This window comes from Micromonospora sp. NPDC051141 (assembly GCF_044455765.1).
Lineage (GTDB): Bacteria > Actinomycetota > Actinomycetes > Mycobacteriales > Micromonosporaceae > Micromonospora.
Window position 1 is genome coordinate 165,428 of record NZ_JBITFD010000017.1, and the last position, 21,911, is coordinate 187,338.

The 21,911-nt window shown below is 75.2% G+C and carries 19 protein-coding genes and 1 pseudogene; 3 read left to right on the forward strand and 17 right to left on the reverse strand.

The annotated features are described in order from the left end of the window. Window positions 1-130: 130 nt before the first annotated feature. Both ACIA6B_RS27730 and ald read right to left on the reverse strand, forming a co-directional pair. Window positions 131-1,120, reverse strand: a complete 990-nt coding sequence (locus ACIA6B_RS27730) for a site-specific tyrosine recombinase XerD (protein WP_396777775.1) — start codon at window positions 1,118-1,120, stop codon at window positions 131-133. Beyond that, window positions 1,117-2,232 (reverse strand): alanine dehydrogenase, encoded by a 1,116-nt coding sequence (ald, locus tag ACIA6B_RS27735; protein ID WP_396777741.1) that lies wholly within the window; start codon window positions 2,230-2,232, stop codon window positions 1,117-1,119. The genes ACIA6B_RS27730 and ald overlap by 4 nt, the downstream gene beginning before the upstream one ends. Window positions 2,233-2,402: 170 nt before the next feature. Between ald and ACIA6B_RS27740 the strand changes: the two genes are divergently transcribed. Beyond that, window positions 2,403-2,774, forward strand: coding sequence for a TM2 domain-containing protein (locus ACIA6B_RS27740; RefSeq protein WP_107160804.1), 372 nt, complete (start codon window positions 2,403-2,405; stop codon window positions 2,772-2,774). A 63-nt stretch (window positions 2,775-2,837) separates the two neighbouring features. On the opposite strand, the gene ACIA6B_RS27745 is transcribed toward ACIA6B_RS27740, so the two are convergent. The 13 genes from ACIA6B_RS27745 to ACIA6B_RS27805 all read right to left on the reverse strand — a co-directional run bounded on the left by ACIA6B_RS27745 (window position 2,838) and on the right by ACIA6B_RS27805 (window position 18,490). Then, a complete protein-coding gene (locus ACIA6B_RS27745) occupies window positions 2,838-3,443 on the reverse strand; it encodes an NUDIX domain-containing protein (RefSeq protein WP_396777743.1) in 606 nt (201 codons plus the stop codon). Further along, a complete protein-coding gene (locus ACIA6B_RS27750; RefSeq protein WP_396777744.1) occupies window positions 3,440-5,185 on the reverse strand; it encodes a CTP synthase in 1,746 nt (581 codons plus the stop codon). Before ACIA6B_RS27750 ends, ACIA6B_RS27745 begins: the two co-directional genes overlap by 4 nt. A 154-nt stretch (window positions 5,186-5,339) precedes the next feature. Next, window positions 5,340-7,574 (reverse strand): hypothetical protein, encoded by a 2,235-nt coding sequence (locus ACIA6B_RS27755; protein ID WP_396777746.1) that lies wholly within the window; start codon window positions 7,572-7,574, stop codon window positions 5,340-5,342. Further along, a complete protein-coding gene (locus tag ACIA6B_RS27760) occupies window positions 7,574-8,707 on the reverse strand; it encodes a glycosyltransferase family 4 protein (RefSeq protein ID WP_396777748.1) in 1,134 nt (377 codons plus the stop codon). Before ACIA6B_RS27760 ends, ACIA6B_RS27755 begins: the two co-directional genes overlap by 1 nt. Further along, window positions 8,704-10,392, reverse strand: a complete 1,689-nt coding sequence (gene murJ, locus ACIA6B_RS27765) for a murein biosynthesis integral membrane protein MurJ (RefSeq protein ID WP_396777750.1) — start codon at window positions 10,390-10,392, stop codon at window positions 8,704-8,706. The genes ACIA6B_RS27760 and murJ overlap by 4 nt, the downstream gene beginning before the upstream one ends. Window position 10,393: 1 nt before the next feature. Further along, window positions 10,394-11,257, reverse strand: a complete 864-nt coding sequence (locus ACIA6B_RS27770) for a hypothetical protein (protein WP_396777752.1) — start codon at window positions 11,255-11,257, stop codon at window positions 10,394-10,396. A gap of 61 nt (window positions 11,258-11,318) precedes the next feature. Further along, window positions 11,319-12,260, reverse strand: coding sequence for a copper transporter (locus ACIA6B_RS27775; RefSeq protein ID WP_396777754.1), 942 nt, complete (start codon window positions 12,258-12,260; stop codon window positions 11,319-11,321). Window positions 12,261-12,288: 28 nt separating this feature from the next. Next, window positions 12,289-13,467, reverse strand: coding sequence for a putative cytokinetic ring protein SteA (gene steA / locus ACIA6B_RS27780; RefSeq protein WP_107160788.1), 1,179 nt, complete (start codon window positions 13,465-13,467; stop codon window positions 12,289-12,291). A 118-nt stretch (window positions 13,468-13,585) separates the two neighbouring features. Then, entirely contained in the window at window positions 13,586-15,343 is a 1,758-nt protein-coding gene (gene recN / locus ACIA6B_RS27785) for a DNA repair protein RecN (RefSeq protein ID WP_396777756.1), read from the reverse strand. 468 nt (window positions 15,344-15,811) lie between these two features. Further along, on the reverse strand, window positions 15,812-16,696 hold the full coding sequence (locus ACIA6B_RS27790; protein ID WP_396777758.1) for an NAD kinase: 885 nt from the start codon (window positions 16,694-16,696) through the stop codon (window positions 15,812-15,814). Continuing rightward, entirely contained in the window at window positions 16,693-17,541 is an 849-nt protein-coding gene (locus tag ACIA6B_RS27795) for a TlyA family RNA methyltransferase (RefSeq protein WP_396777760.1), read from the reverse strand. The genes ACIA6B_RS27790 and ACIA6B_RS27795 overlap by 4 nt, the downstream gene beginning before the upstream one ends. Window positions 17,542-17,564: 23 nt before the next feature. Next, the gene (locus ACIA6B_RS27800) at window positions 17,565-17,795 is read right to left on the reverse strand and encodes a hypothetical protein (RefSeq protein WP_396777762.1); all 231 of its coding nucleotides are present in this window, start codon (window positions 17,793-17,795) and stop codon (window positions 17,565-17,567) included. Next, complete coding sequence (locus ACIA6B_RS27805) at window positions 17,792-18,490, reverse strand: hypothetical protein (protein WP_396777764.1); 699 nt, start codon at window positions 18,488-18,490, stop codon at window positions 17,792-17,794. Before ACIA6B_RS27805 ends, ACIA6B_RS27800 begins: the two co-directional genes overlap by 4 nt. Before the next feature lie 113 nt (window positions 18,491-18,603). On the opposite strand from ACIA6B_RS27805, the gene ACIA6B_RS27810 reads away from it, so the two are divergent. After that, window positions 18,604-18,939: an SCP2 sterol-binding domain-containing protein gene (locus ACIA6B_RS27810; RefSeq protein WP_396777765.1), complete on the forward strand. Its 336-nt coding sequence runs from the start codon at window positions 18,604-18,606 to the stop codon at window positions 18,937-18,939. A gap of 51 nt (window positions 18,940-18,990) precedes the next feature. On the opposite strand, the gene ACIA6B_RS27815 is transcribed toward ACIA6B_RS27810, so the two are convergent. Together ACIA6B_RS27815 and ACIA6B_RS27820 are read right to left on the reverse strand one after the other, a co-directional pair. Further along, window positions 18,991-20,037, reverse strand: a complete 1,047-nt coding sequence (locus tag ACIA6B_RS27815; protein WP_396777776.1) for an HAD-IIA family hydrolase — start codon at window positions 20,035-20,037, stop codon at window positions 18,991-18,993. Window positions 20,038-20,072: 35 nt separating this feature from the next. Beyond that, window positions 20,073-21,062, reverse strand: a complete 990-nt coding sequence (locus tag ACIA6B_RS27820; protein ID WP_396777767.1) for a tetratricopeptide repeat protein — start codon at window positions 21,060-21,062, stop codon at window positions 20,073-20,075. On the opposite strand from ACIA6B_RS27820, the pseudogene ACIA6B_RS27825 reads away from it, so the two are divergent. Continuing rightward, window positions 21,039-21,911, forward strand: a pseudogene (locus ACIA6B_RS27825) (hypothetical protein); the annotation flags it as partial. The gene ACIA6B_RS27820 and the pseudogene ACIA6B_RS27825 overlap by 24 nt on opposite strands.

Genomic DNA, 21,911 nt, shown 5'->3' on the forward strand with positions numbered 1-21,911 from the left:
AGCCGTCCGACGTCCCTCGCGGCGCCGCTGCGCACCCCCGGTCCGTCGCACCTGGAGGCCCGCGCCGATGCCGACTGTACGCCACGGGCGAGCAGCACGTTCGGCAGCGGGTCGGCGTGTCGGCCGGCCATCAGGGGAGCGCGCGCGGATGCGCGGTGGCGTACACCTCGCGCAGTCGGTCCACGGTGACCAACGTGTACACCTGGGTGGTGGTCACCGACGCGTGGCCGAGCAGTTCCTGCACCACGCGCACGTCCGCGCCGCCGTCGAGCAGGTGGGTGGCGTACGAGTGGCGCAGCGTGTGCGGGGAGACCGCGTCCGGCCCGTCGACCGGCAGGCCGGCCCGCTCGGCGGCGGCGCGCAGCACACCCCAGGCGCCCTGCCGGGTGAGCGGCCCGCCCCGGGCGTTGACGAACAGCGCCGGGGTGCCCCGCCCGGCGGCGAGCAGCGCCGGTCGGCCCCGGGTCAGCCAGGCGCGCACCGCGTCGGCGGCGTACCCGCCGACCGGCACGAGGCGGGCCTTGCCGCCCTTGCCGCGCAGCAGCACGGCGCCGGCGGCCAGGTCGAGGTCGTCGACGACCGCGCCGACCGCCTCGGAGACGCGCGCGCCGGTGCCGTACAGGAATTCCAGCAGCGCCCGGTCGCGCAGCGCGCGGGGCGCGTCGTCGCCGGTGGCGGTCGCCGGGCCGGCCGCGTCGATCAGCCGGAGCACGGCATCGAGCGGCAGCGCCCGGGGCAGCCGGCGCGGCGGGGTGGGCGGGCGGACGTCGCGGCCGGGGTCGACGCCGGCCAGGCCCTCGCGCAGCGCGAAGCGGTGCAGGCCGCGTACCGCGCTGGCGGCGCGGGCGGTGGACGAGACGGCGAGTGGCGGGTGGTCGTCGTCGCCGGCCCGCAGCCGGGCCAGGTGGGACTCGACCTCGCCCGGGCCGGCGGCGGCCAGGTCGGTCACCCCGGCGGCGGCCAGCGTGTCGAGGTAGCGGTCCAGGTCCCGGCGGTACGAGGCGAGTGTGTTCCCGGACAGGCCGCGCTCGACGGTGAGGTGGTCCAGGTAGCTCCGGACCGCGCGGCGCAGGGCCGGCGCGGGGGTCGCGCCGGCCCGGTGCGCCTCGGGGTCGGTCAGCTCAGCACCTCGGCCAGCGGCAGCACGTCCATGCCGTGCGCCTCGGCGACCGGGCCGTAGACGACCCGGCCGTCGTGGGTGTTCAGGCCCAGCGCCAGCGCCGGGTCGCCGCGCAGCGCCGTGCGCCAGCCCTGGTTGGCCAGTTCGAGCGCGTACGGCAGGGTGACGTTGGTCAGCGCGTAGGTGCTGGTGTTCGGCACCGCGCCGGGCATGTTCGCCACGCAGTAGAAGATCGAGTCGTGCACCTTGTAGACCGGGTCGGCGTGCGTGGTGGGACGCGAGTCCTCGAAGCAGCCACCCTGGTCGATGGCGATGTCGACGAGCACGCTGCCCGGCTTCATCCGGGAGACCAGCTCGTTGGAGATCAGCTTCGGGGCCTTCGCGCCGGGCACCAGCACCGCGCCGATGACCAGGTCCGCGTCGAGCACGGCCCGCTCGATCTCGTACGCGTTGGAGGCCACGGTCTGGAGGTGACCCCGGTAGATGGCGTCGGCGGAGCGCAGCCGGGCCACGTTCTTGTCCAGCAGCAGCACCTCGGACTGGAGGCCCAGCGCGATGGCGGCGGCGTTGAGGCCGGACACGCCGGCGCCGATGACCACGGTCTTGGCCGCGTACACGCCGGAGACGCCGCCGGGCAGCACGCCCCGGCCGCCGCCGGTGCGCATCATGTAGAACGCGCCGACCTGCGGGGCGAGCCGGCCGGCCACCTCGGACATCGGGGCGAGCAGCGGCAGCGACCGGTCCGGCAGCTCGACCGTCTCGTACGCGATGCCGGTGACCCTGCGGTCGACGAGCGCGTCGGTGCACTCGCGGGAGGCGGCCAGGTGCAGGTAGGTGAAGAGCACCTGCCCCTCGCGCATGCGGGGGTACTCCTCGGCGATCGGCTCCTTGACCTTGAGCACCAGCTCGGCGGTGTCCCAGACCTCGTCGGCGGTGGCCAGGATCTTCGCGCCGGCGGCGGCGAACTCCTCGTCGGTGATGCTGGAGCCGACCCCGGCGCCCGCCTCGACGAAGACCTCGTGACCGTGGCGGGTGAACTCGTTGACGCCCGCCGGCGTGATCGCCACCCGGTACTCGTGGTTCTTGACCTCGCGGGGGATTCCGACCTTCACGATGCAGACACCTTCCTCCGGGGCGCGGCTCACCCCCGACAGCGCGGCGCCGCGACGGCTCCGTTGCCGACGCGGTCAGGTCCCGCCGGCGGCAGTCTAGGCGCGCGGACGGCGCGGGAACGCCGACACTGTGACATCCGGTGCCCGGTGGTGCTGACGGAGTGTCAGGCATGGACCGGGCTGGCCGGTGGAGACGCCATCAGCCGACAGGACAGACTTCGGTAAATATCTTCCCACCGGTGGGGTGCCGGCGCGCGCGGAACGCGAGTGGATCACTATGGTGTCCGCTCATGACCACTCCTTACCAGCAGCACCCGTACGGCGTCTCGGACAAGAGCAAGGTCGTCGCGGGCATCCTCCAGATCCTCCTCGGCGGCTTCGGCATCGGCCGGTTCTACATGGGCGACACCAAGACCGGCGTCATCCAGCTCGTGGTCACACTCGTGACCTGTGGCTTCGGCGCGATCTGGGGCCTCGTCGACGGCATCCTGATCCTGGTCAACGGCGGCGTCGACGGCCAGGGCCGCCCGCTGCGCGACTGAGCGCGGACACACGGAAGGGGCCGCGCGGCAGACGCCGCGCGGCCCCTTCGTCGTCGGTCCCGATCAGCGTGGCAGCGGCGCCTCCGGGCGACGCAGCTCGGTGAAGCCGGTCTCCCGGGCCCGGGCGGCGGCGAGCAGCCCGGCCACGCAGGCCGCGTTGGTGATCTCCCCGGCCAGCACCATCCGGACCGCCTCGTCGAGGTCGACCCGGACGACCTGGAGGTCGGCCTCCTCCTCGCGGCGGTCGTGCCGCTGGGCCGCCGGCACGTCGGCGAGGTCGCGGGCCAGGAAGACGCGCACCACCTCGTCCGAGAAACCGGGCGAGCTGTGCAGGTCGACGAGCACGTCGACGCGCCCCGCGGTCAGGTCGGCCTCCTCGGCCAGTTCCCGCGCCGCCGCGGCGGCCAGGTCCTCCCCGCTGACGTCCATCAGCCCGGCGGGCAGCTCCCACAGGTGCCGGCCGACCGGGTGCCGGTACTGGCGGATCAGCACCACCTGACCGGCGTCGTCGAGCGCCACCACCGCCACCGCGCCCACGTGCCGGACGTAGTCGCGGGCCGCGGTGCCGCCGCCGGGCATGGTCACGTCATCGCTGACCACCGAGAAGATCCGGCCGGACCAGACGTCCCGGCGCGCGGTCACCTCGTACCGGTGCTCGACGCCGCTCACTTCGCCGCCGCCTTCGTGCCGCCGTTGCGGCCGGCCTTCTTCGCCGCGGCGGCGTCCGCCGGCCCGTCCAGGTCGACCGGAAGCTGGTCGGACTCGGAGTACGCGACCGCGGCGTCCACGAACGCCGCGAACAGCGGGTGCGGTCGGGTCGGGCGGCTCTTCAGCTCCGGGTGCGCCTGGGTGGCCACGAAGAACGGGTGCAGGTTCCGGTCCAGCTCGACGAACTCGACCAGCCGGCCGTCCGGCGAGGTGCCGGAGATGGTCAGGCCGGCCTTGGTGAGCTGGTCGCGGTAGGCGTTGTTCACCTCGTACCGGTGCCGGTGCCGCTCACTGACCTCGGTGCTGCCGTACGCCTCCGCCACGATCGACCCCTCGGCCAGCGTCGCCGGGTACGCCCCGAGCCGCATGGTGCCGCCCAGGTCGCCGCGGCCGGCCACGATGTCCTCCTGGTCGGCCATGGTGGCGATGACCGGGTGCACCGCCTCCTCGTCGAACTCCAGAGAGTTCGCCCCGTCCAGACCGGCCAGGTGACGGGCCACCTCGATGGTCATGCACTGGAGGCCGAGGCAGAGGCCGAGCAGCGGGACGCCGTTCTCCCGGGCGTACCGGGCGGTGCCCACCTTGCCCTCGATGCCGCGCACCCCGAACCCGCCGGGGATCACGATGCCGTCCACGCCGGCCAGCGCGGCGGCGGCGCCGGCCGGGGTGACACACTCGTCGCTCGGCACCCACTTGAGCTGCACCCGGGCGCGGTGGCCGAACCCGGCCGCCCGGATCGCCTCGCTGACCGACAGGTACGCGTCGGGCAGGTCGACGTACTTGCCGACCAGCGCCACGGTGATCGTGTGGCGCGGCTGGTGCACCCGCTCCAGCAGGTCGTCCCAGCGGGTCCAGTCGACGTCGCGGAACGACAGGCCGAGCCGGCGCACCACGTACGCGTCCAGGCCCTCGCGGTGCAGCACCTTCGGGATGTCGTAGATGCTCGGCGCGTCCGGGGCGGCGGTGACCGCCTCCCGGTCCACGTCGCAGTAGAGCGAGAGCTTCTCCTTGACCTTGTCCGGGATCTCCCGGTCGCAGCGCAGCACCAGCGCGTCGGGCTGGATGCCGATGCTGCGCAGCTGCGCCACCGAGTGCTGGGTCGGTTTGGTCTTCAGCTCGCCCGACGGCGCCAGGTAGGGCACCAGCGACACGTGCAGGTAGAAGCAGTTGTCCCGGCCCAGGTCGTGCCGGATCTGGCGGATCGACTCCAGGAACGGCAGCGACTCGATGTCGCCGACCGTGCCGCCGACCTCGGTGATCACCACGTCCGGCACCTGGCCGTCGGCGTCCGGGTCGGCCATGCCGAGGATCCGGGCCTTGATCTCGTTGGTGATGTGCGGGATGACCTGGACCGTGTCGCCCAGGTATTCGCCGCGCCGTTCCTTGGCGATCACCGCCGAGTAGATCTGCCCGGTGGTGACGTTCGCCTTGCCGGAGAGGTCACGGTCGAGGAACCGCTCGTAGTGGCCGACGTCGAGGTCGGTCTCCGCCCCGTCCTCGGTGATGAACACCTCGCCGTGCTGGAACGGGTTCATCGTGCCGGGATCGACGTTCAGGTACGGGTCGAGCTTCTGCATCACCACGCGCAGCCCGCGCGCGGTCAGCAGGTTGCCGAGGCTGGAGGCGGTGAGGCCCTTGCCCAGCGAGGAGGCGACTCCCCCGGTGACGAAAATGTGCCTGGTCGTCCGTGCTGAAGGGGCCAAGGCCTGCTCCCGTGTCGTCCGTAGCGGTCGTGCGAACCGCCGTGCCGATCAGACAAGTGATCACGCGATCCACGGGATTCCACGGTAACACCATCCGGACCGTGAGCCGGCGTCGCACCCGCTGTCGGCGCACGTGGGGCCCCGTCGCCCATGATCAACTCCGGTGCGCGGGGGTGGCTGCGCCCGGCGCCGTGGCCGCCGCGGTCGCCCCCGGACCCGCCGGGCCCGCGCCACCGGGACCGGACCCGTCCGACGACGCCCCGCCGCCCTCTCCCCCGGGCCGGCCGCTGTCCGGCAGTGTGCGGTCGGTGGAGTGGTCGAGCACCCGCAGCGCGGCCAACGCCGCCATCGGCACCACCAGCGCGCCGGCCGCGCCGGCCACGTCCAGCGCGGAGCCGCCCAGCACGCCGCCCAGCCCGGCGGCCACGCCGGTGCCGGCCATCGCCGCCCGGATCGCCGGGTAGATGCCGAACAGCCGCATCAGCCCGCCCCACGGCTGGAGCAGCGCCAGCCAGACCAGCGCGGCCCCGGCCAGGGCGAGCACGGTCAGCGGGCTGTTCACCAACGTCTGGAAGTTCGAGGTGCTGGACCGATGCACGGTCAGGCCGCCGGTGCCGTCCCCGAGCGCCGCCAGGAAACGACCCAGGCTGCCCCGCTCGGCCGCCGGCCGGCCCAGGTCGACCAGCGCGAAGCCGATGGTGACGGCCAGCCCGGCCATGGTGGCCCAGGCGAGGCGGCTGACGGTCAGCCAGCCCCCGCCGCAGATCGCCGCGGCCACGCTCACTCCGGCGGTGAGCGCGATCGCGCCGATCGAGTCCGCGCCCAGATACGGGCTGCCCACGATCACCACCGCGGTGCCGGCCACGGCCACCATCACGGTCGGCCGCCAGGTGCGGCGGACCCGCTGGGCCAGCCAGCCCCCGCAGAGCAGCGACCCGGCGATGAACACGCCCAGGCCGACCGTGCCCAGGCCGGCGTACCGGCCGCCCTCCAGCGCGGAGTACCCCACCACGCCGTTGAGTTGCAGCCGGGACCCGGTCAGCACGTCCACGCCGACCACCAGCGTGGCCAGCCCGGCGACCGCGCCGAGCGGCCCGAGCGTGCGGTCGTGCCCGGGCGCGAACCGGACCAACGCCGTGCCGCCGACGATGAGCAGGGCGGTCACCGAGGCGAACCACCAGCCCGCGTGCGTCCCGCGCCACCAGGGCACCGCGTCGGCCAGCAGCGCCGCCGGCACCGCCAACGCGGCGGCGACCAGCAGCAGCTCCACCACCGCGACCACCCGCCGGGACACCGGCTCCGGCCCGTGCGGCCCGGCAAGCCGGCGGGCCCGCCGCAGCAGCGGCAGCACCGCCACCGCGAGAGCCATCTGGGCGGCGGCGAGCAGCGTGAAGAACCAGCCGGCGACCCGGCGTTGGGCCGCCGCCTCCCGGTCGGCGTCGGCCGGTGCCGTGATCGCCTCCGGCAGGTCGTCCGGCCGGTCGTCGACGGTCACCGCGGGCCGGCCGAGGAACAGCCGCTCCGGCATCGGCCGGCCCAGCGCGGCGAGCGCGGTCGGGGCCAGGTCGACCAGTTGCAGGTAGCCGGCCCGGGCGGTGCTCGGCGACGTCAGCCAGCCGCCGTCCCAGCCGGGACCGTCCGCGACGGCGACGTGCAGCCGCGCCGGCGAGTCGGTGTCGGAGACGCCGGCCACCAGCACCAGCGAGCGCGGCGGCCGGGCGGCGAGCACCCGGGCGAGCCGGGCGTCGGCCTGGCGCGCCTGGGCGGCCCGGACGGCCGGGTCGTCGTCGTCGACAGTGCCCACGTCGACGATGCTCAGCACGCAGGAGCCGAGCAGCTCCGCCGGGTCGTCGGGCAGCGCCGGCTCGTACCTGTCGACCCGGCCGAACGGGCGGGCGGCGGCCACCGCCGCACCCGGCCCGACCGCCACCGAACAGCGCACCGACTCGGCCAGCGCGCCCGGCACCGCGCCCCAGGCGAGCTTCTCCTGGTTGTGGGCGACGACGCCCGGCTGGTCGGGCAGGTTCGCACCGATCCCGTCGGGCTGCTCGACGGTCACCCCGGTGGCCGGGCAGCCGCCGCCGGGACGGCTGCCGTTCCAGGCCGCGAAGTTGCCCGCGCCGAGCGTCAACCAGCCGTCCACCGGGCAGGTGGGGCGGTGCGCGGAACGCACCGAGAGGGAACCGATCGCGCCCTGCTCGGCCATCCGCCACAGCGTCGGCGTGTTCCGCGGATCCACGTCGTCCCAGCGCAGGCCCGCCGCGCCGACCAGCACCACGAAGTCGGCGCTGCGCCGGGGCCCGCCGTCGTCCGGGCGGGCGGCCAGCGCGGTGATGCCCAGGGCCACCACCACCAGGGTCAGCAGCACCGGGGTCAGTCGGCGCAGCATCAGCGGTTCCCCGGCGAATGCTGCGGCGTCAACTCGGCGTACAGGTCGGCGAGCGAGGCCACGGTGTCCGCCTCGGTGGGCCAGGTCGCGGCGCGGGCCGCGCCCCGGCGGCCCAGCTCGGCGCGGCGGGCCGCGTCGTCGAGCAGCTCCCGCACCGCCGCGTCGACCGCGTCCACGTCGCCGGCCGGGACCAGCACCGCGGCGTCGCCGACCAGCTCCGGCAGGCCGCCGACCGCGGTCGCCACCAGCGGCACACCGGCGCGCAGCGCCTCCTGGGCGAACAGTTGGCGGGCCTCCCAGTCGCTGGTGACCACCGCCAGGTCGGCGCCGGCCAGCAGGTCGGCCACGTCGGTGCGGTGCCCCAGCAGGGTCACCGGCGCCCGGGCGGCCGAGATCCGCGCCGCCAGCGGCAGGTAGGCGGGTCCACTGCCGGCGATCACCACAACCGGGGCGGGGACCCGGGTCCGCCAGCGGGCGGCGGCGTCGATCAGCACGTCGTACCGCTTCTGCGGGTGCAGCCGGCCCACCGACAGGATCAGCGGGCGGTCGGCGGTGACGCCGAACTCGGCCCGTACCGCGGCGCGACGGCGCCCCGGCGGGGGCAGCGTCGGCGCGGCGACCGGCGCCAGCCGGGCGTCGGCGGCGCCCAACGCGGCGGCCCGCTCGACCAGGTCGGCGGAGGCGCCCAGCGCGACCCGTACGGAACGGGCGACGACGCGCTCCACCAGCCGGGACGCCGCGCCGCGCAACCCGCCGGCGAGCACCGCGTTGTGCCAGGTGACCACCAGTGGGGCGGTGGGCCGGGCGAGCGCGGCCACCAGGCCGGCGCGCAGGCCGTGCGCGTGCACCACGTCGACAGGCGTCTCCGCCAGCGCCCGGCGCAGCGCGCCGACCGCGCGCGCGTCCCCGGGGGTGGGGCTGGCCGGGATCTCCACCGGCGTGAACCGGGCGCCCGTCTGCGTGAAGTCGAACTGCTCCTGGGTGGCGGCCGGTCCGCAGACCAGCACCGACGCGCCGGCCTCGGTCAGTCCGCGGGCGACCGAGCGGACGTGCTGCCCCACCCCGCCGGTGCTGGAGGCGAGCACCAGCGCGACCGACCCGGGCCAGCGCGGTGCCGGCGAGGCGTCCGTCATGAGGAAACGATCTCCTTTCCGTCGCCCCGCTCGCCGGGGTGCTGCTCCGCCGGCGGGTCGTCGGCCGGTCGCCGGCGACGCAGCCGGCGGGTCACGGCCGCGAGCAGCGGCCGTAGGTCGCGGGCGTCGGTCAGCCAGGCGACGGCGAGGAACAGGACGCCCACCACGACCCCGGACAGCATGCCCTGCGCGAGGGCCGCGAGCGTCGTCGGGGTCCCGTCCCCCAGCCGCTCCAGCCAGCGGGCGGTGGCCACCCCACCCGCGGCGGCGACCGCGGCGGCCAGCAGCCCGGCCGCGCCGGCCCGGCCGATGCCGGCCAGCGCCTCCGGGCCGGCGGCGCGCCGCACGGCGGCGACCAGCAGCGCGCCGAGCAGCAGCATGCCGGCGGACGTGGCAAGCGTCACCGCCGGCACCCGGTCGGCCAGCGGCAACGCCTGGCCGGCCAGGACCGCCAGCGCGGGCACGCTCAGCCAGCCGAGCGCGGTGGCGACCGTGGCCGAGCGGGTCTCGTCGCGTGCGTAGAGCGCCCGGGTGAGCACCGCGAACAGTCCGTAGCCGAGCAGGCCGGGGGCGAAGCCGGCGATGCCGGCCGCGGCGGTCCGCGCGTCCACCGGGTCGGCGAAGAAGAAGTGCCCGACCGGGATCGCGGTGCCGGCCAGCGCGGCGGCGCCGAGCAGGCTGAACAGCACCACCCCGCGCGCGGCCGGGGCGAGGGTGTCCCGGTAGGCGCGTTCGTCGCCGCGGGCCCGGGCCGCCACCAACGTCGGGTACGCGGCCACCGCGAGCGGCACCGCCAGCACCGACCAGGGCAGGAAGTAGACGGTCTGGGCCAGGTTGTAGACCCCGACGTCGGCGACCCGGCCGTAGGTGACCTGGTTGAGCGTGACGACCAGGGCGACCTGCTGGGCGGTCACGGTGACCACCCCGGCGGCCACCAGGCCGCCGACCCGGGCCCGGGCGTCCACCGGGAAGCGGTAGCCCCAGCGGGGTCGCAGCCGCAGCCGGCGCAGCGGGATCAGCAGGGACAGCGAGAGCACCACCACGCCGAGCGTGGTGCCGACGGAGAGCAGCAGTTCCCCGCCGCGGCCCACCTCGCCGATGCCGGCCCGCCGCCCCTCGGCGGCGGTGAAGGTGAGGTAGACCGCGATGACGGTGACGCTGGACAGTAGCGGCGCGAGCACCGGCCAGGCGAACCGGCGGTGCGCCTGGAGCACCCCGGTGAGCACGATGCCCACGCCGTAGAGCGGCAACTGGGGCGCGAAGACCCGCAGCATCCGCGCGCCGGCCGCCTGCTGGACCGGGTCCAGGCCGTGCCCGAGCAGGCCGGTCAGCGGCTCGGCGAGCAGCGCCACCAGCACCGCCAGCGGGACCAGCAGGCTCAGCGTCCAGGTCAGCAGCGCCCCGGTGGTGGCGGCCACCGCCCGCCGGTCGCCCGCGGCGACGGCGCCGGCCAGCAGCGGTACGACCAGACTGGCCAGCGCCCCACCGGCGACGATCTCGAAGATGACGTTCGGGACGTAGTTCGCCACCAGGTAGGCGCCACCGAGGTCGGTGGGGGCGAGCGTCCAGGTGAACACCGCGGTGCGACCGAAGCCGGCGAGCCGACTGACGACGGTGAGCACGGCGATGAGGGCAGCCGCCCCGGCGACACGGCCGACGGCGGCGAGGGGTGCCGGTTTCGTCACGTCAGTCGGCGAGCCGGCCCAGCTCGTCGAGGTGCCGCAACCCCGGGGTCCGGTGGATGACCTGGGTGAAGCTGACCTTCTCGCTGGCGGCGGTGAGCGCGGCGAGCACGGCCAGCACCCCGGCCCGCCCGAGCGGCCCGGTACGCGCGGCGAGGCTCACGCCGAGCAGCGCGCCGAGCGCGTTGGCGCCGCTGTCGCCGACCATCACCCGCTCGCCCAGGTCCTCGCGCAGCAGGCCGGCGGCGGCGCCGACCGCGCCGGCCGCGATGCCGCCGTGCGGGCCGGTGGACAGCGGCGCGCCGAGCAGCAGGCCGGACTTCAGCGCCCGGCCGGGGCGCAGGTCGAGCAGGTTGACCAGGTTGGCGGTGCCGGCCACCACGCCGGCGCCGAGCAGCACGTCGACCCCGCGGCCGAACGCGCCGGCCCGTTGGCGGCGCGGATGGGCGGCGACCCGCCGGTCGGCGGCGAGCAGCGCCGCGGCGCCGAGCCCGGCGGCGCCCACCCCGGCGACCTTGACCAGCCCGGCGGTGACCCGCCCCTCGCGCAGCGCGGCGAGGTGACCGGCGAAGCCCTTCGTGGCCTTCTGCTCCGGGCGCGCGCCGACCACGTCGTCGTAGAGCCCGACCGCGCCCGCGCCGACGCCGGCCAGCAGCGCGGCGGCGCCGGCCGGGGCGCTGCCGGCGCCGAGCGCGCCCGCGGTGGCGGCGCCCACGGCCAGGGCCGGGCCGGCGGCCAGGGTCACCGTGCGACCCCGGAAGTTGGTGCGCTCCAGCGCCGGCGCGCTCGGTGACGTGCGCACCTCCCGAAGCGCGTAGCGGGCGGCCAGCACCCCCGCGCCCACGGTCAGCAGCCGACCCAGTCTCACGCGACCCCTCCGATCCGGATCTCCCACGCGGCGCGGCACGGACCGGACGGCCCGGGCGCGATCACTCGGGCAGTTTAGGCAGCCGGGAGGCGGCGTTGTCGCCCACGCCGTACTGGCCGGCCTTCTTCCCGGTGAGCTGCTCGGCCAGGGCGAGGCTGGTGACCAGCTGTCCCTGCACGGTGTTGGCGTTGTCGACGGTGGAGATGGTCTGCGACAGCACCGGGTCGCCACGGACCACGGCCACCAGGTTGCCGCCGGTCGAGCCCATGCCCGCGACCACGACCGCCCCGGCGCGGTCGAACTGCTCGGCGACCTTCACCACCGACTCGTCCTTCTTGGCCGAGTCCTTGTCCACGTACGGTTGGCCGGTGACCAGCACCACCGCCTCGGCGGCGCCGGTGATCCGGTCCTCCGGGGTGAGGTAGCCGGCCTCCGCGTACTTCTGGAGCACGCTGCGCCGGTCCGCCTCGCTGACCGTCGGGCTGCCCGCCGGGCGTTCCAGCAGGACGTTGGCCAGCAACGCGCTGGAGGTCTCCACGCCGTGCCCGTTGCCGGGCAGGTTGGCTGTGGGGGCGCTGTTCGGACGGGCGGCGGTGACGGCCAGCTCCAGCAGGTTGTTGTTGCTGTCCGGGTTGACGAACTTGTCCTGCACGGTGACCCGGCCGGTGACGTCCGCGCCGGCGGTACGGAGCATCTTCACCACGCCCTCGGTCTGGTCCCGGCCGCTGGGCAGCGTGAGCACCACCACCCGCCGGCCGGTCAGCTTGCCGGTCAGGACGAGCGGCGCCATCTCGCCGACGAAGTCCTCCTCGGTCTCCAGCTGCTTCTGCATGTCGTTGACCGACTGGCGCATCAGCGAGTTGTCCTTGCGCAGGCCGTTGACGTTCTCCCGGAGCGAGTCGGCCACCGGGCCGTTGAGGGCGGCTGTGCCGACCACCAGGCCGATCGCCAGCGCAAGGAAGACCGCGGTCAGGGACACCACGTGGTAGCGGAAGTTGATCACGCTTGCAGCCTCTTGATCGTCGGGGGAGCTAGAAGAGCTGGCCGAGCTGGAACACGAAATTGTCCCACCATTCGGAGACCACGCCCAAATACGCCTTCCCGACGGTGGAGACGGCCACCGCGGAGGCCATCGCGGCGACCGCCGAGAGGACCAGCAGCAGCAGCGAGGACCCGGAGATGCTCTGTCGGTAGAGCCGGCTGACGCCCTTGGCGTCGACCAGTTTGCCGCCCACCTTCAGCCGGGTGAGGAACGTCGACGCCATGCCGCCCCGGCCCTTGTCGAGGAACTCCACCAGGGTCGCGTGGGTGCCGACGGCCACCAGCAGCGAGGCGCCCTTCTCGTCGGCCAGCAGCATGGCCAGGTCCTCGCTGGTGGCCGCCGCCGGGAACGTGATCGCGGGCACGCCCAGGCCGTTGACCCGGGCCAGCCCGGGGGCCCGCCCGTCCGGGTAGGCGTGCACGATCACCTCGGCGCCGCAGCGCAGCACGTCGTCGGTGACCGAGTCCATGTCGCCGATGATCATGTCGGGGGTGTAGCCGGCCTCGACCAGCGCGTCGGCCCCGCCGTCCACGCCGATCAGCACCGGCTTGAACTCGCGGATGTAGGGCCGCAGCACGTCCAGGTCGGCCTTGTAGTCGTAGCCCCGGACCACGATCAGGCAGTGCCGGCCCTGCATCTGGGTCTGGATCTCCGGCACGCCGACGCCGTCGAGCAGCAGGTCGCGTTCCTGCCGGAGGTAGTCCATCGTGTTGGCGGCGAACGCCTCCAACTGCACCGACAGGCCCTCGCGGGCGTCGGCCATCGACTTGCCGACCGTCTCCGCGTCCTGGAGCGCGCCGTGCGCGACCGGCTCCGTGCCCACGAAGACGGTGTTGCCCTCGATGCGCACCAGATCGCCCTCGCGGACCTGCTCGAAGACGCCCTCGCCGAGGTCGTCCAGGAGCGGGATGCCGGCCGAGACCAGCACCTCGGGGCCGAGGTTGGGATAGCGCCCGGACACCGACGGCTTGGCGTTCAGCACCGCGGCCACGCCGACCGCGACGAGCGAGTCGGCCGCCACCCGGTCCAGGTCGACGTGGTCGATGACCGCGATGTCACCCGGACGCAGGCGGCCGACCAGCCGTTTCGTCCGGCGGTCGAGGCGCGCGGTGCCGAGGATCGAGCCCGGTTCCGCGTTCCGGGTCCGGCGCAGTGTGGGTAGACGCATCGTGACCATCCTGGCATGTGGGGCAGGTTCTGCTGTCGCGACATGCCTGAGCAGGGCCGCCTACCCAGGGAAGCACACCGGGACGCGCCCCGGTGTGCTTGCGCTCACAATCGGGGTATCACGGACGCCGTTCCTTGGCCGCCACGGCCAGGAGTTCCTCGGCGTGGGCGATACCCAGATCGGAGTCCGGCAAACCGGCGAGCATCCGGGCCAGCTCCCGGGCCCGCTCGGTGTCCTCCACCACGCGGACGCCGCTGGTGGTCACCGCGCCCCCGGTGTCCTTCGCCACCACGAGGTGCCGGTCCGCGAACGCGGCCACCTGCGGCAGGTGGGTCACCACGAGCACCTGGTGGCTGCGCGCCAGCCGGGCCAGCCGCCGGCCGATCTCCACCGCCGCCTGCCCGCCGACACCGGCGTCCACCTCGTCGAAGACAAGCGTGGGCGGACCGCCGGAACCGGCGAAGACCACCTCGATGGCGAGCATCACCCGGGACAGCTCACCACCGGAGGCGCCCCGCTGCAACGGCAACGACGGCGCGCCGGGATGGGCCAACAGCCGCAGCTCGACCTCGTCGGCGCCGTCCGCGCCGACGCCCGCCTCGACGCCGTTGACCGACAGGCTCGGCTCGGACCGACCGGTCGCCCGCGGCAGCACCGCCACCTCGATCCGGGCGTGCGGCATGGCCAGCCCGGCCAACTCGACGGTGACCTGCTCGGCGAAGCGACCGGCGGCCTCCTGCCGGGAGGCGGAGACCCGACCGGCGAGGTCGGCCACCTCACCGGCGAGGCGGGCCGCCTCCCGGTCCAGCTCGTCCAGCAACTCGTCGGAGGTGTCCAGTTCGGACAGCCGGACGCGGGCCCGCTCGGCCCAGGCCACCACACCGTCCACGTCGTCGGCGTACTTGCGGGTGAGCCCGCGCAGCGCGGCCCGTCGCTCGTAGATCGTCTCCAGCCGGGCCGGATCGGCGTCCAGCGCGGTCAGGTAGGTGGACAGCTCGGCGGCCACGTCGGTGACCAGCGTGGCGACCTCCTCCAGCCGGGCCGCCAGCTCACCGAGCGCCGGGTCGGTGCCGGCCTGCGCCTCCAGCGTGCGGCGGGCGGTGCCGAGCAGCACGGCCACGTCGGGCGTGTCGTCGGCCGCCTCCACACCGCCGGCCACGCACTGCTGGGCCACCTGCGCCGCGGTGCGCAGCCCCTCGGCGTGCTCCAGCCGCTGCGCCTCCGCCTTCAGCTCGTCGTCCTCCCCCGGCTGCGGATCGACCCGGGTGATCTCGTCGAGACCGAGCCGGAGCAGGTCGGCCTCCTGGTTGCGCTCACGGGCGTTGCGCCGCCGGTCGGCCAGGTCGTCGACCACCGCCCGCCACCGCGCGTACGTCTCGCGCAGCGCGTCCAGCAGCTTCTCGTGCTCGGCGCCGGCGAACCGGTCGAGCGCGGCCCGCTGCTCGGCCGGACGCAGCAGGCGCAGTTGGTCGGACTGGCCGTGCACCGCCAGCGCCTGCTCGCCGACCTCGCCGAGCGTCGCCACCGGCATGCTGCGCCCGCCCAGGTGGGCCCGCGAGCGCCCCTCGATCGTGACGGTGCGGCTGAGCAGCAGTGAGCCGTCCTCGTCGGGCTCGCCGCCGGCGTCGATGATGCGGGCGTGCACCGCCTCGGCCACCCGGCCGCGCAGCCGCAGCCGCCCCTCCACCACCGCGCGGCCCGGCTGGGCCCGCACCCGACCCGCGTCGGCCCGGCCGCCGAAGAGCAGGCCGAGGCCGGTCACCACCATGGTCTTGCCGGCGCCGGTCTCGCCGGTGATGACGTTCATCCCCCCGGCCAACGGCAGCGTGGTGTCCTCGATGACGCCCAGTCCGGTGATGCGCAGCTCTTCCAGCACAGCACCCGACAGTAGCCCCGCCGGGTGACAGTTGACCAGCCGGCACGGTGACCGGCGTCGGTCGCTCTGCGCTTTCCCGGAAAGAGTGGCTATCCGGCGCCGGATAGCCACTCTTTCCGGGAAACAGCGCGCTCGGCAATGGGGGTGGGTGTGGAGAGTCGGGGCGCCGGGCGTCGGCCAGCTCGTGCGCCGCCGCTTCCTCCGGCGGCGGCTCAACGACCTGTCGGCCCGACCGGGGTCGACACCCGACCGGGCCGGACGTGCCGGTCCGCCCGCCGCGGCCGGCCACGGCGCTCCGGCACCCCGACCGTCGCGGCTCCGACCACCCCTGGCCGAACCCGCGACCGCCGGGCCACGCCACCTCCGAGTCGGCGGGCCTCACCGCCGCGCCCGGACTCACCTCGACGCGGCCCGTCCCTTCCACCGTAACGCGCCGCGGCGTACCGGGCACCGAAGCTGAGCCGTCGATCAGCGGCGGTTGCCGCGCCAGCCCTGCACGGGCAGGTCGAACTTGGCCACCAGCCGATCGGTGAACGGGCGGTCCCGCAGCCGCACGATGCGCACCGGCAACGCGCCCCGACGCACCGTGACCCGGGCGCCGGGTGGCAGGTCGTAGACCCGCCGGCCGTCGCAGCAGAGCACCGCGAGCGTGGTGAACGGATCGACGGTGATGACGAACGTGGAGGTCGGCGCCGTGACCAGTGGACGGCTGAACAACGCGTGCGCGCTGATCGGCACCAGCAGCAGCGCCTCCACCTCGGGCCAGACCACCGGCCCGCCGCCGGAGAACGCGTACGCGGTGGAGCCGGTCGGGGTCGCGCAGACCACGCCGTCGCACCCGTACCGGGACAGCGGCCGACCGTCGACGTCGACGAGCAGCTCCAGCATCTGGGCCCGCTCGCCCTTCTCCACACTGATCTCGTTGAGCGCCCACGACTCGATGGTCGGCCCGTCGTCGAACTCGGCGGTCACGTCGAGGGTCAACCGCTCGTCCACCGTGTAGTTACGTGCCACCACGTCCCGCACCGCGGCGTCCAGGTCGTTCATCTCCGCCTCGGCCAGGAAGCCGACCTTGCCGAGGTTGATGCCGAGCAGCGGCGCCTTGGTCGGACGGGCCAACTCGGCGGCGCGCAGGAACGTGCCGTCCCCGCCCAGCGCGAACACGATCTCCGCGCCCTCGGCCGCCTCCGGACCGGTCACCGGCACCACGCCCGGCAGGTCGAGGTCGTCGGCCTCCTCGGCCACCACCCGGACCTCGAACCCGTTCGCGATCAGGTCGGCGGCGACCGCCCGGGCGTGCTCGGTGCTGCGTCGACGGCCGGTGTGCGTCACCAGCAGCGCGGTGCGACTCACCCGGACACCTCCTCGCTCGTGGCCGCCGTCGCGGCGGCTCCCTGCGGACCCGCGGCCACCACCGTGCGTACCCGGTCGGAATCGGCGGCGGGCGCGTCCCGGCGCAACCATACGAAGAACTCGACGTTGCCGCTCGGCCCGGGCAGCGGGCTGGCCGCCACGTCGGCCAGGCCGAGACCGAGCCGCGCGGCGGCGGCGGCCACGTCGAGCACCGCCTCGGCGCGCAGCGCCGGGTCCCGCACCACCCCGCCGGCGCCGACCCGCTCCTTGCCCACCTCGAACTGCGGCTTGACCATCAGCGCCAGGTCGCCGTCGGGCCCGGTGCAGCCGGCCAGCGCGGGCAGCACCAGACGCAGCGAGATGAACGACAGGTCGGCCACCGTCAGGTCGACCGGACCGCCGATCGTCTCCGGCGTGAGGGTACGCACGTTGGTGCGCTCGAGGACGCGGACGCGCTCGTCGGTGCGCAGCGGCCAGGCGAGCTGCCCGTAGCCGACGTCCACGGCCACCACCTCGGCCGCGCCGGCGCGCAGCAGCACGTCGGTGAAGCCGCCGGTGGAGGCGCCCGCGTCCAGGCAGCGCCGGCCGGTCACCACCAGCCCGCCCGGCCCGAACGCGGCCAGCGCGCCGGCCAGCTTGTGGCCGCCCCGGGAGACGTACTCCTCGGTCGGGTCCTCGCCGGTGACCAGCAGCGGGTCGGCCGGGTCGACCATGGCGGCGGGCTTGCGGGCCGGCACCCCGCGCAACTGGACGCGACCGGCCTCCACCAGCGCGGCGGCCTGCTCACGGGAGCGGGCCAGACCGCGGCGGACGAGTTCGGCGTCCAGTCGGGTACGACGAGCCATCGGTGTCCGTTCTCCGCCTCTGCTCAGGCCTGGTCGATGCCGGCCAGGGTCTCGCGCAGCGTCTCGTACGCCGCCTCGTACTGGGCGATCTGGTCCGCCGGGGCGAGCGCCTCCGCGTTCGCCATGCCCCGCACCGCGGCGTCCACCGCCGGGTGCCGCGCCTCGCCGACCTCCTCGACCGGCGCGGAGCGTACCCCCGGGGGCGGACCGGGCCGTGGATTCGGCGGCGGACCGGGCCGGTAGGGCGCGCTCACGAGCCGTCCGCCCGGCGGCCGGTGGCCTTCCGCGCCGGCCGGGCGGACGCGGCCGGCGACTCGTCGGCCGGCGACTCGTTCGCCGACGGCTCGTTTGCCGACGGCTCATTTGCCGGTGTGCGCGCCACCGTGGCCGCGGGCTTGCGCGCCACCGCCTTCCTGGCCACCGCCTTCTTTGCGACCGCCTTGGTCGCCGGGGGGCCGCCCGGCGTGGCCGCGGCCGGCTCGGTCCCGCTCGACGCCGGCGCGGTCGGCTCCGATGCGGTCGAGCCTGAGGCGGTCGAGCCTGAGGCGGTCGAGCCTGAGGCGGTCGAGCCTGAGGCGGTCGAGCCTGAGGCGGTCGAGCCTGAGGCGGTCGACGCCGGTGCGGACGTGGTCGTCGGCTCGACGGGCGTGCGCGCCTCGCGCAACTGCCGTTCCAGGTCGTGCACGCGCCGGGTCAGCTCGGCGACCTCGTCGGCGGTGGCCAGCCCGACCGCGCCCAGCGCCCGGTCGACCTCGAAGCGGACCAGTTTGGTCAGCGCCTCCCGGTTCGCCAGGCCGGTGGCGACCAACTCCTCGGCGAGCGACTGGAGCTGACCGGCCGTCGCGCCGCCCTGACCGACGACGCGCATCACCGCGTCCTGCGCCTTCTTCCGGGGCGCCTCCGTCAGGCCCATGGCCAGCGAGAGGTAGGCGCGCCACGCGTCCTGCATGCCTGAGTCCTTCCACGGGGCGAGGTGTGCAGGTGCCACGCTACCGGGCACCGGGGACGAACCATTGCGGTACGGTGCCGGGGAAACGGCATGGCTCACGGTGAGGAGACGATGTGGCCAGCGTGGACGAATGCCGCCAGGCGTTGCAGGACCTGGCCGACCGGCTGGACCGGCACGCCGAGGCGCAGGGCAAGATCGATCTCGACCGCAGCCTGGCCTGCCGGATCACCGACCTCGGCACCGCGTTCCACGGTCGGCTGGAAGGCGGCCGGCTGGTCGGGCTGACCGACGGCGACGACCCGAAGGCCAAGATCGCGCTGAGCATCGCCAGCGACGACCTGATCGCCCTGGTGCACGGCAAGCTCGACATCATGTCGGCGGTGGCGTCCCGCCGGGTATCCGTCAAGGCGAACCCGTTCGACCTGATGAAACTCCGCAAACTGCTCTGACCGACGCCGTCGCCGGGGCGCTCGCCCCCGACGGGGCCCCGGCCGCCCGGCTCAGCCGTCGACGCGGTCGAGCCCGAACGCGGCGAGCGCCTCCGCCGCCGCCGGGGACGCGGCCCGCACCCGCGGGTCGGCCGCCGTCGACCAGGCCACCGCGCAGAGCGCCGCAAGCGCGTCCAACGGCCGTCCCGCCCCGTCGAGAACCAGCTCCCCGTCGGTCGCCGTCACCGACCAGCCGCCGGCCTCGGGCCGGCCGGGCACCGCCACCACGGCCGCCGCGTCGAAGAGCCCCGCCAGGTCGAAGGAGACGTACGCCGGCCGGCGCGACTCGGGCGCCGCCAGCAACTCGGCCGCGTCGCTCACCCCGGTCAGCACCAGCAGGCTGTCCAGCCCGGCCCGGCGGGCCCCCTCGATGTCGGTGTCCAGCCGGTCGCCCACCACGAGCGTGCGCCCGGTTCCGGCGCGGCGCGCGGCGGTGGCGAACAGCGCCGGTTCCGGCTTGCCCACCACCACGTCGGGATCCCGGCCCAGCGCGGTACGCAGCACCGCCACCAGGGAGCCGTTCCCGGGCAACGGTCCCCGCGGGCTGGGCAGCGTACGGTCGGTGTTCGTGGCGTACCAGGGCGCGCCCGCCCGCACCGCCAGGGACGCCTCGGCCAGCTCGGCCCAGCCGACCTCCGGACCGTAGCCCTGGGCCACGGCGGCCGGCTCCTCGTCGACCGTCGACACCGGCCGCAGGCCCACCGCACGCAGTTCCGCCCGCAGCGCCTCCGCGCCGACCACCAGCACCGGCGCCCCGGCCGGCAACCGGTCCCGGAGCAGCTCGGCGGTGGCGGCCGCGGAGGTCAGCACCTCCACCGGCTCGGCCGGCACACCCATGCCGGTGAGCAGGTCGGCCACCTCGCTGGACCGGCGCGAGGCGTTGTTCGTCGCGTACGCGACCGCCCGCCCCTCGGCCCGCAGCCGCCCGACCGCCTCGACCGCGCCGGGGATGGGCCGGTCGATCAGGTAGATGACCCCGTCCAGGTCGAAGACCACCAGGGCGTACCCGTCGACCAGCCGCCCGTCCGCTCCGGCGCGGTCGGCACCGGCCCGCTCCACCCCGGAACCGGTGTCGGTGTCCCCGGCGTGCCCGCTCACCGGCGCTCCGCCGCCTCGTCCCCGCCCGGCGCGTGCCCGCCGGCCGTCGGCGGCCGGTTCTCCGCCTGGTCGGCGGGGGCGTCGCCGGTGGCGGCGAGCGAGTCGGCCTCGTCGTCGGTCAGCTCGTCGTCGGTCAGGTCGGCGGCGTCGCGGTCCCGGTACCCGGCCCGAGCCGCGTCGCCGGCACCGGACGCGTCGGCGCGGTCGCCGTCCGGGGTGTCGTCCTCGTCGAGGTCGTCGTCCTCGTCCTCGTCCCGGTCGAGGTCGTCGTCCTCGTCGTCGTCGAGGTCGTCGTCGTCGTCCTCGTCGAGGTCGTCCTCGTCGTCGGAGTCACCGTGCGTGGCCGAGGAGTCGGTGCCGGTCGGACCGTCGTCCGACTCGTCGTCCTCGTCGTCGCCCTCGATGACCACGCCGTCGAGCTCCAGCAGCCGCTCGGCGGCATCGGTCTCACCGTCGGAGTCGATGTCAGAGGCGCGGGAGAACCACTCGCGCGCCTCTTCGCGCCGACCCACCGCGAGCAGCGCGTCCGCGTACGCGTAGCGCAGCCGGGCCGCCCACGGCTCGGCCGACTCGGCGGTCAGCTCGCGAACCTGGAGCATCGCCACGGCCGCGTCCTTCTGGCCCAGGTCGCCACGCGCGCCGGCGGCCACGATCAGCAGCTCGATGGCGACGGCCTGGTCGAGCTTGGCCTGATCCGCCCCACGGAACAGGTCGATCGCCCGCTCCGGCCGGCCCAGCGCCCGCTCACAGTCGGCCAGCACCGCGAGGTGGCTCTGCAGGCCGGTCATCCGGTGGTACGTCCGCAGCTCGGCGATGGCCGTCTGCCACTCCCCCGAGTGGTACGCGGCCAGCCCGACCGCCTCCCGCACCGCGGCGATCCGCGAGGCCAGCCGCCGGGCCGCCATCGCGTGCGCCAACGCCAGCGTCGGGTCCTCGTCGATCAGCAGGCCGGTCGCGACCAGGTGCCGGGCGACGGTCTCCGCCACCGGCTTGGCGAGCGAAAGAAGCTCCGCCCGCACGGTCGAGTCGAGGTCGCTCGCGACCACGTCGTCCGGCAGCTCCGGCGCCTCTCCGGTACGTCCCTCGCCCCGCTCGTCCTGACGCTCGCGCTGCGGGCCGAAGCTGCCCGGCCGACGGTCGTCCCGGTCCGGCCGGTCGCCGTAGCCACGGCGCTCCCCGTCCCGCTCGGTACGCCCACCGCGGTAACCGCCCTCCCGGCGGTCACCTCCACGGTCGTCACGACGGAAGCCAGCTTCACGGCGGTCGCCACCGCCGAAGCCGCCCTCGCGGCGGTCACCACCCCGGAAACCACCCTCACGGTCACCACCCCGGAAGCCGCCGTCACGGTCACCGCCCCGGAAACCACCCGAGCGCTCGCCGCCACGGAAGCCGCCTTCGCGGCGGTCGCCACCGGAGGTCCCGCCGGCACGATCGTCACGGCGGAAGCCGCCCTCACGACGGTCACCACCACGGAAACCACCCTCGCGACGCTCGCCACCGCCGAAGCCGCCCTCGCGGCGGTCACCACCACGGAAGCCACCCTCGCGGCGGTCGCCACCGGAGGTCCCGCCGGCACGATCGTCACGGCGGAAGCCACCCTCACGACGGTCACCGCCCCGGAAACCACCCTCACGGTCACCACCACGGAAACCGCCCTCGCGGTCACCACCACGGAAGCCACCCTCGCGACGCTCGCCGCCTCGGAAGCCGCTCTCACGACGGTCGCCACCGGAAGCGCCACCGGCACGATCGTCACGGCGGAAGCCACCCTCACGACGGTCACCGCCCCGGAAACCACCCTCACGGTCACCACCACGGAAACCGCCCTCGCGGTC

What these genes read in the sequence shown, in the direction of transcription:
- ACIA6B_RS27760 (WP_396777748.1), bottom strand. Translation starts at nt 8,707, where the DNA reads ATGACGGACGCCTCGCCGGCACCGCGCTGGCCCGGGTCGGTCGCGCTG.
- ACIA6B_RS27755 (WP_396777746.1), bottom strand. Translation starts at nt 7,574, where the DNA reads ATGCTGCGCCGACTGACCCCGGTGCTGCTGACCCTGGTGGTGGTGGCC.
- ACIA6B_RS27740 (WP_107160804.1), top strand. Translation starts at nt 2,403, where the DNA reads ATGGACCGGGCTGGCCGGTGGAGACGCCATCAGCCGACAGGACAGACT.
- steA (WP_107160788.1), bottom strand. Translation starts at nt 13,467, where the DNA reads ATGCGTCTACCCACACTGCGCCGGACCCGGAACGCGGAACCGGGCTCG.
- ACIA6B_RS27795 (WP_396777760.1), bottom strand. Translation starts at nt 17,541, where the DNA reads ATGGCTCGTCGTACCCGACTGGACGCCGAACTCGTCCGCCGCGGTCTG.
- ACIA6B_RS27805 (WP_396777764.1), bottom strand. Translation starts at nt 18,490, where the DNA reads ATGCAGGACGCGTGGCGCGCCTACCTCTCGCTGGCCATGGGCCTGACG.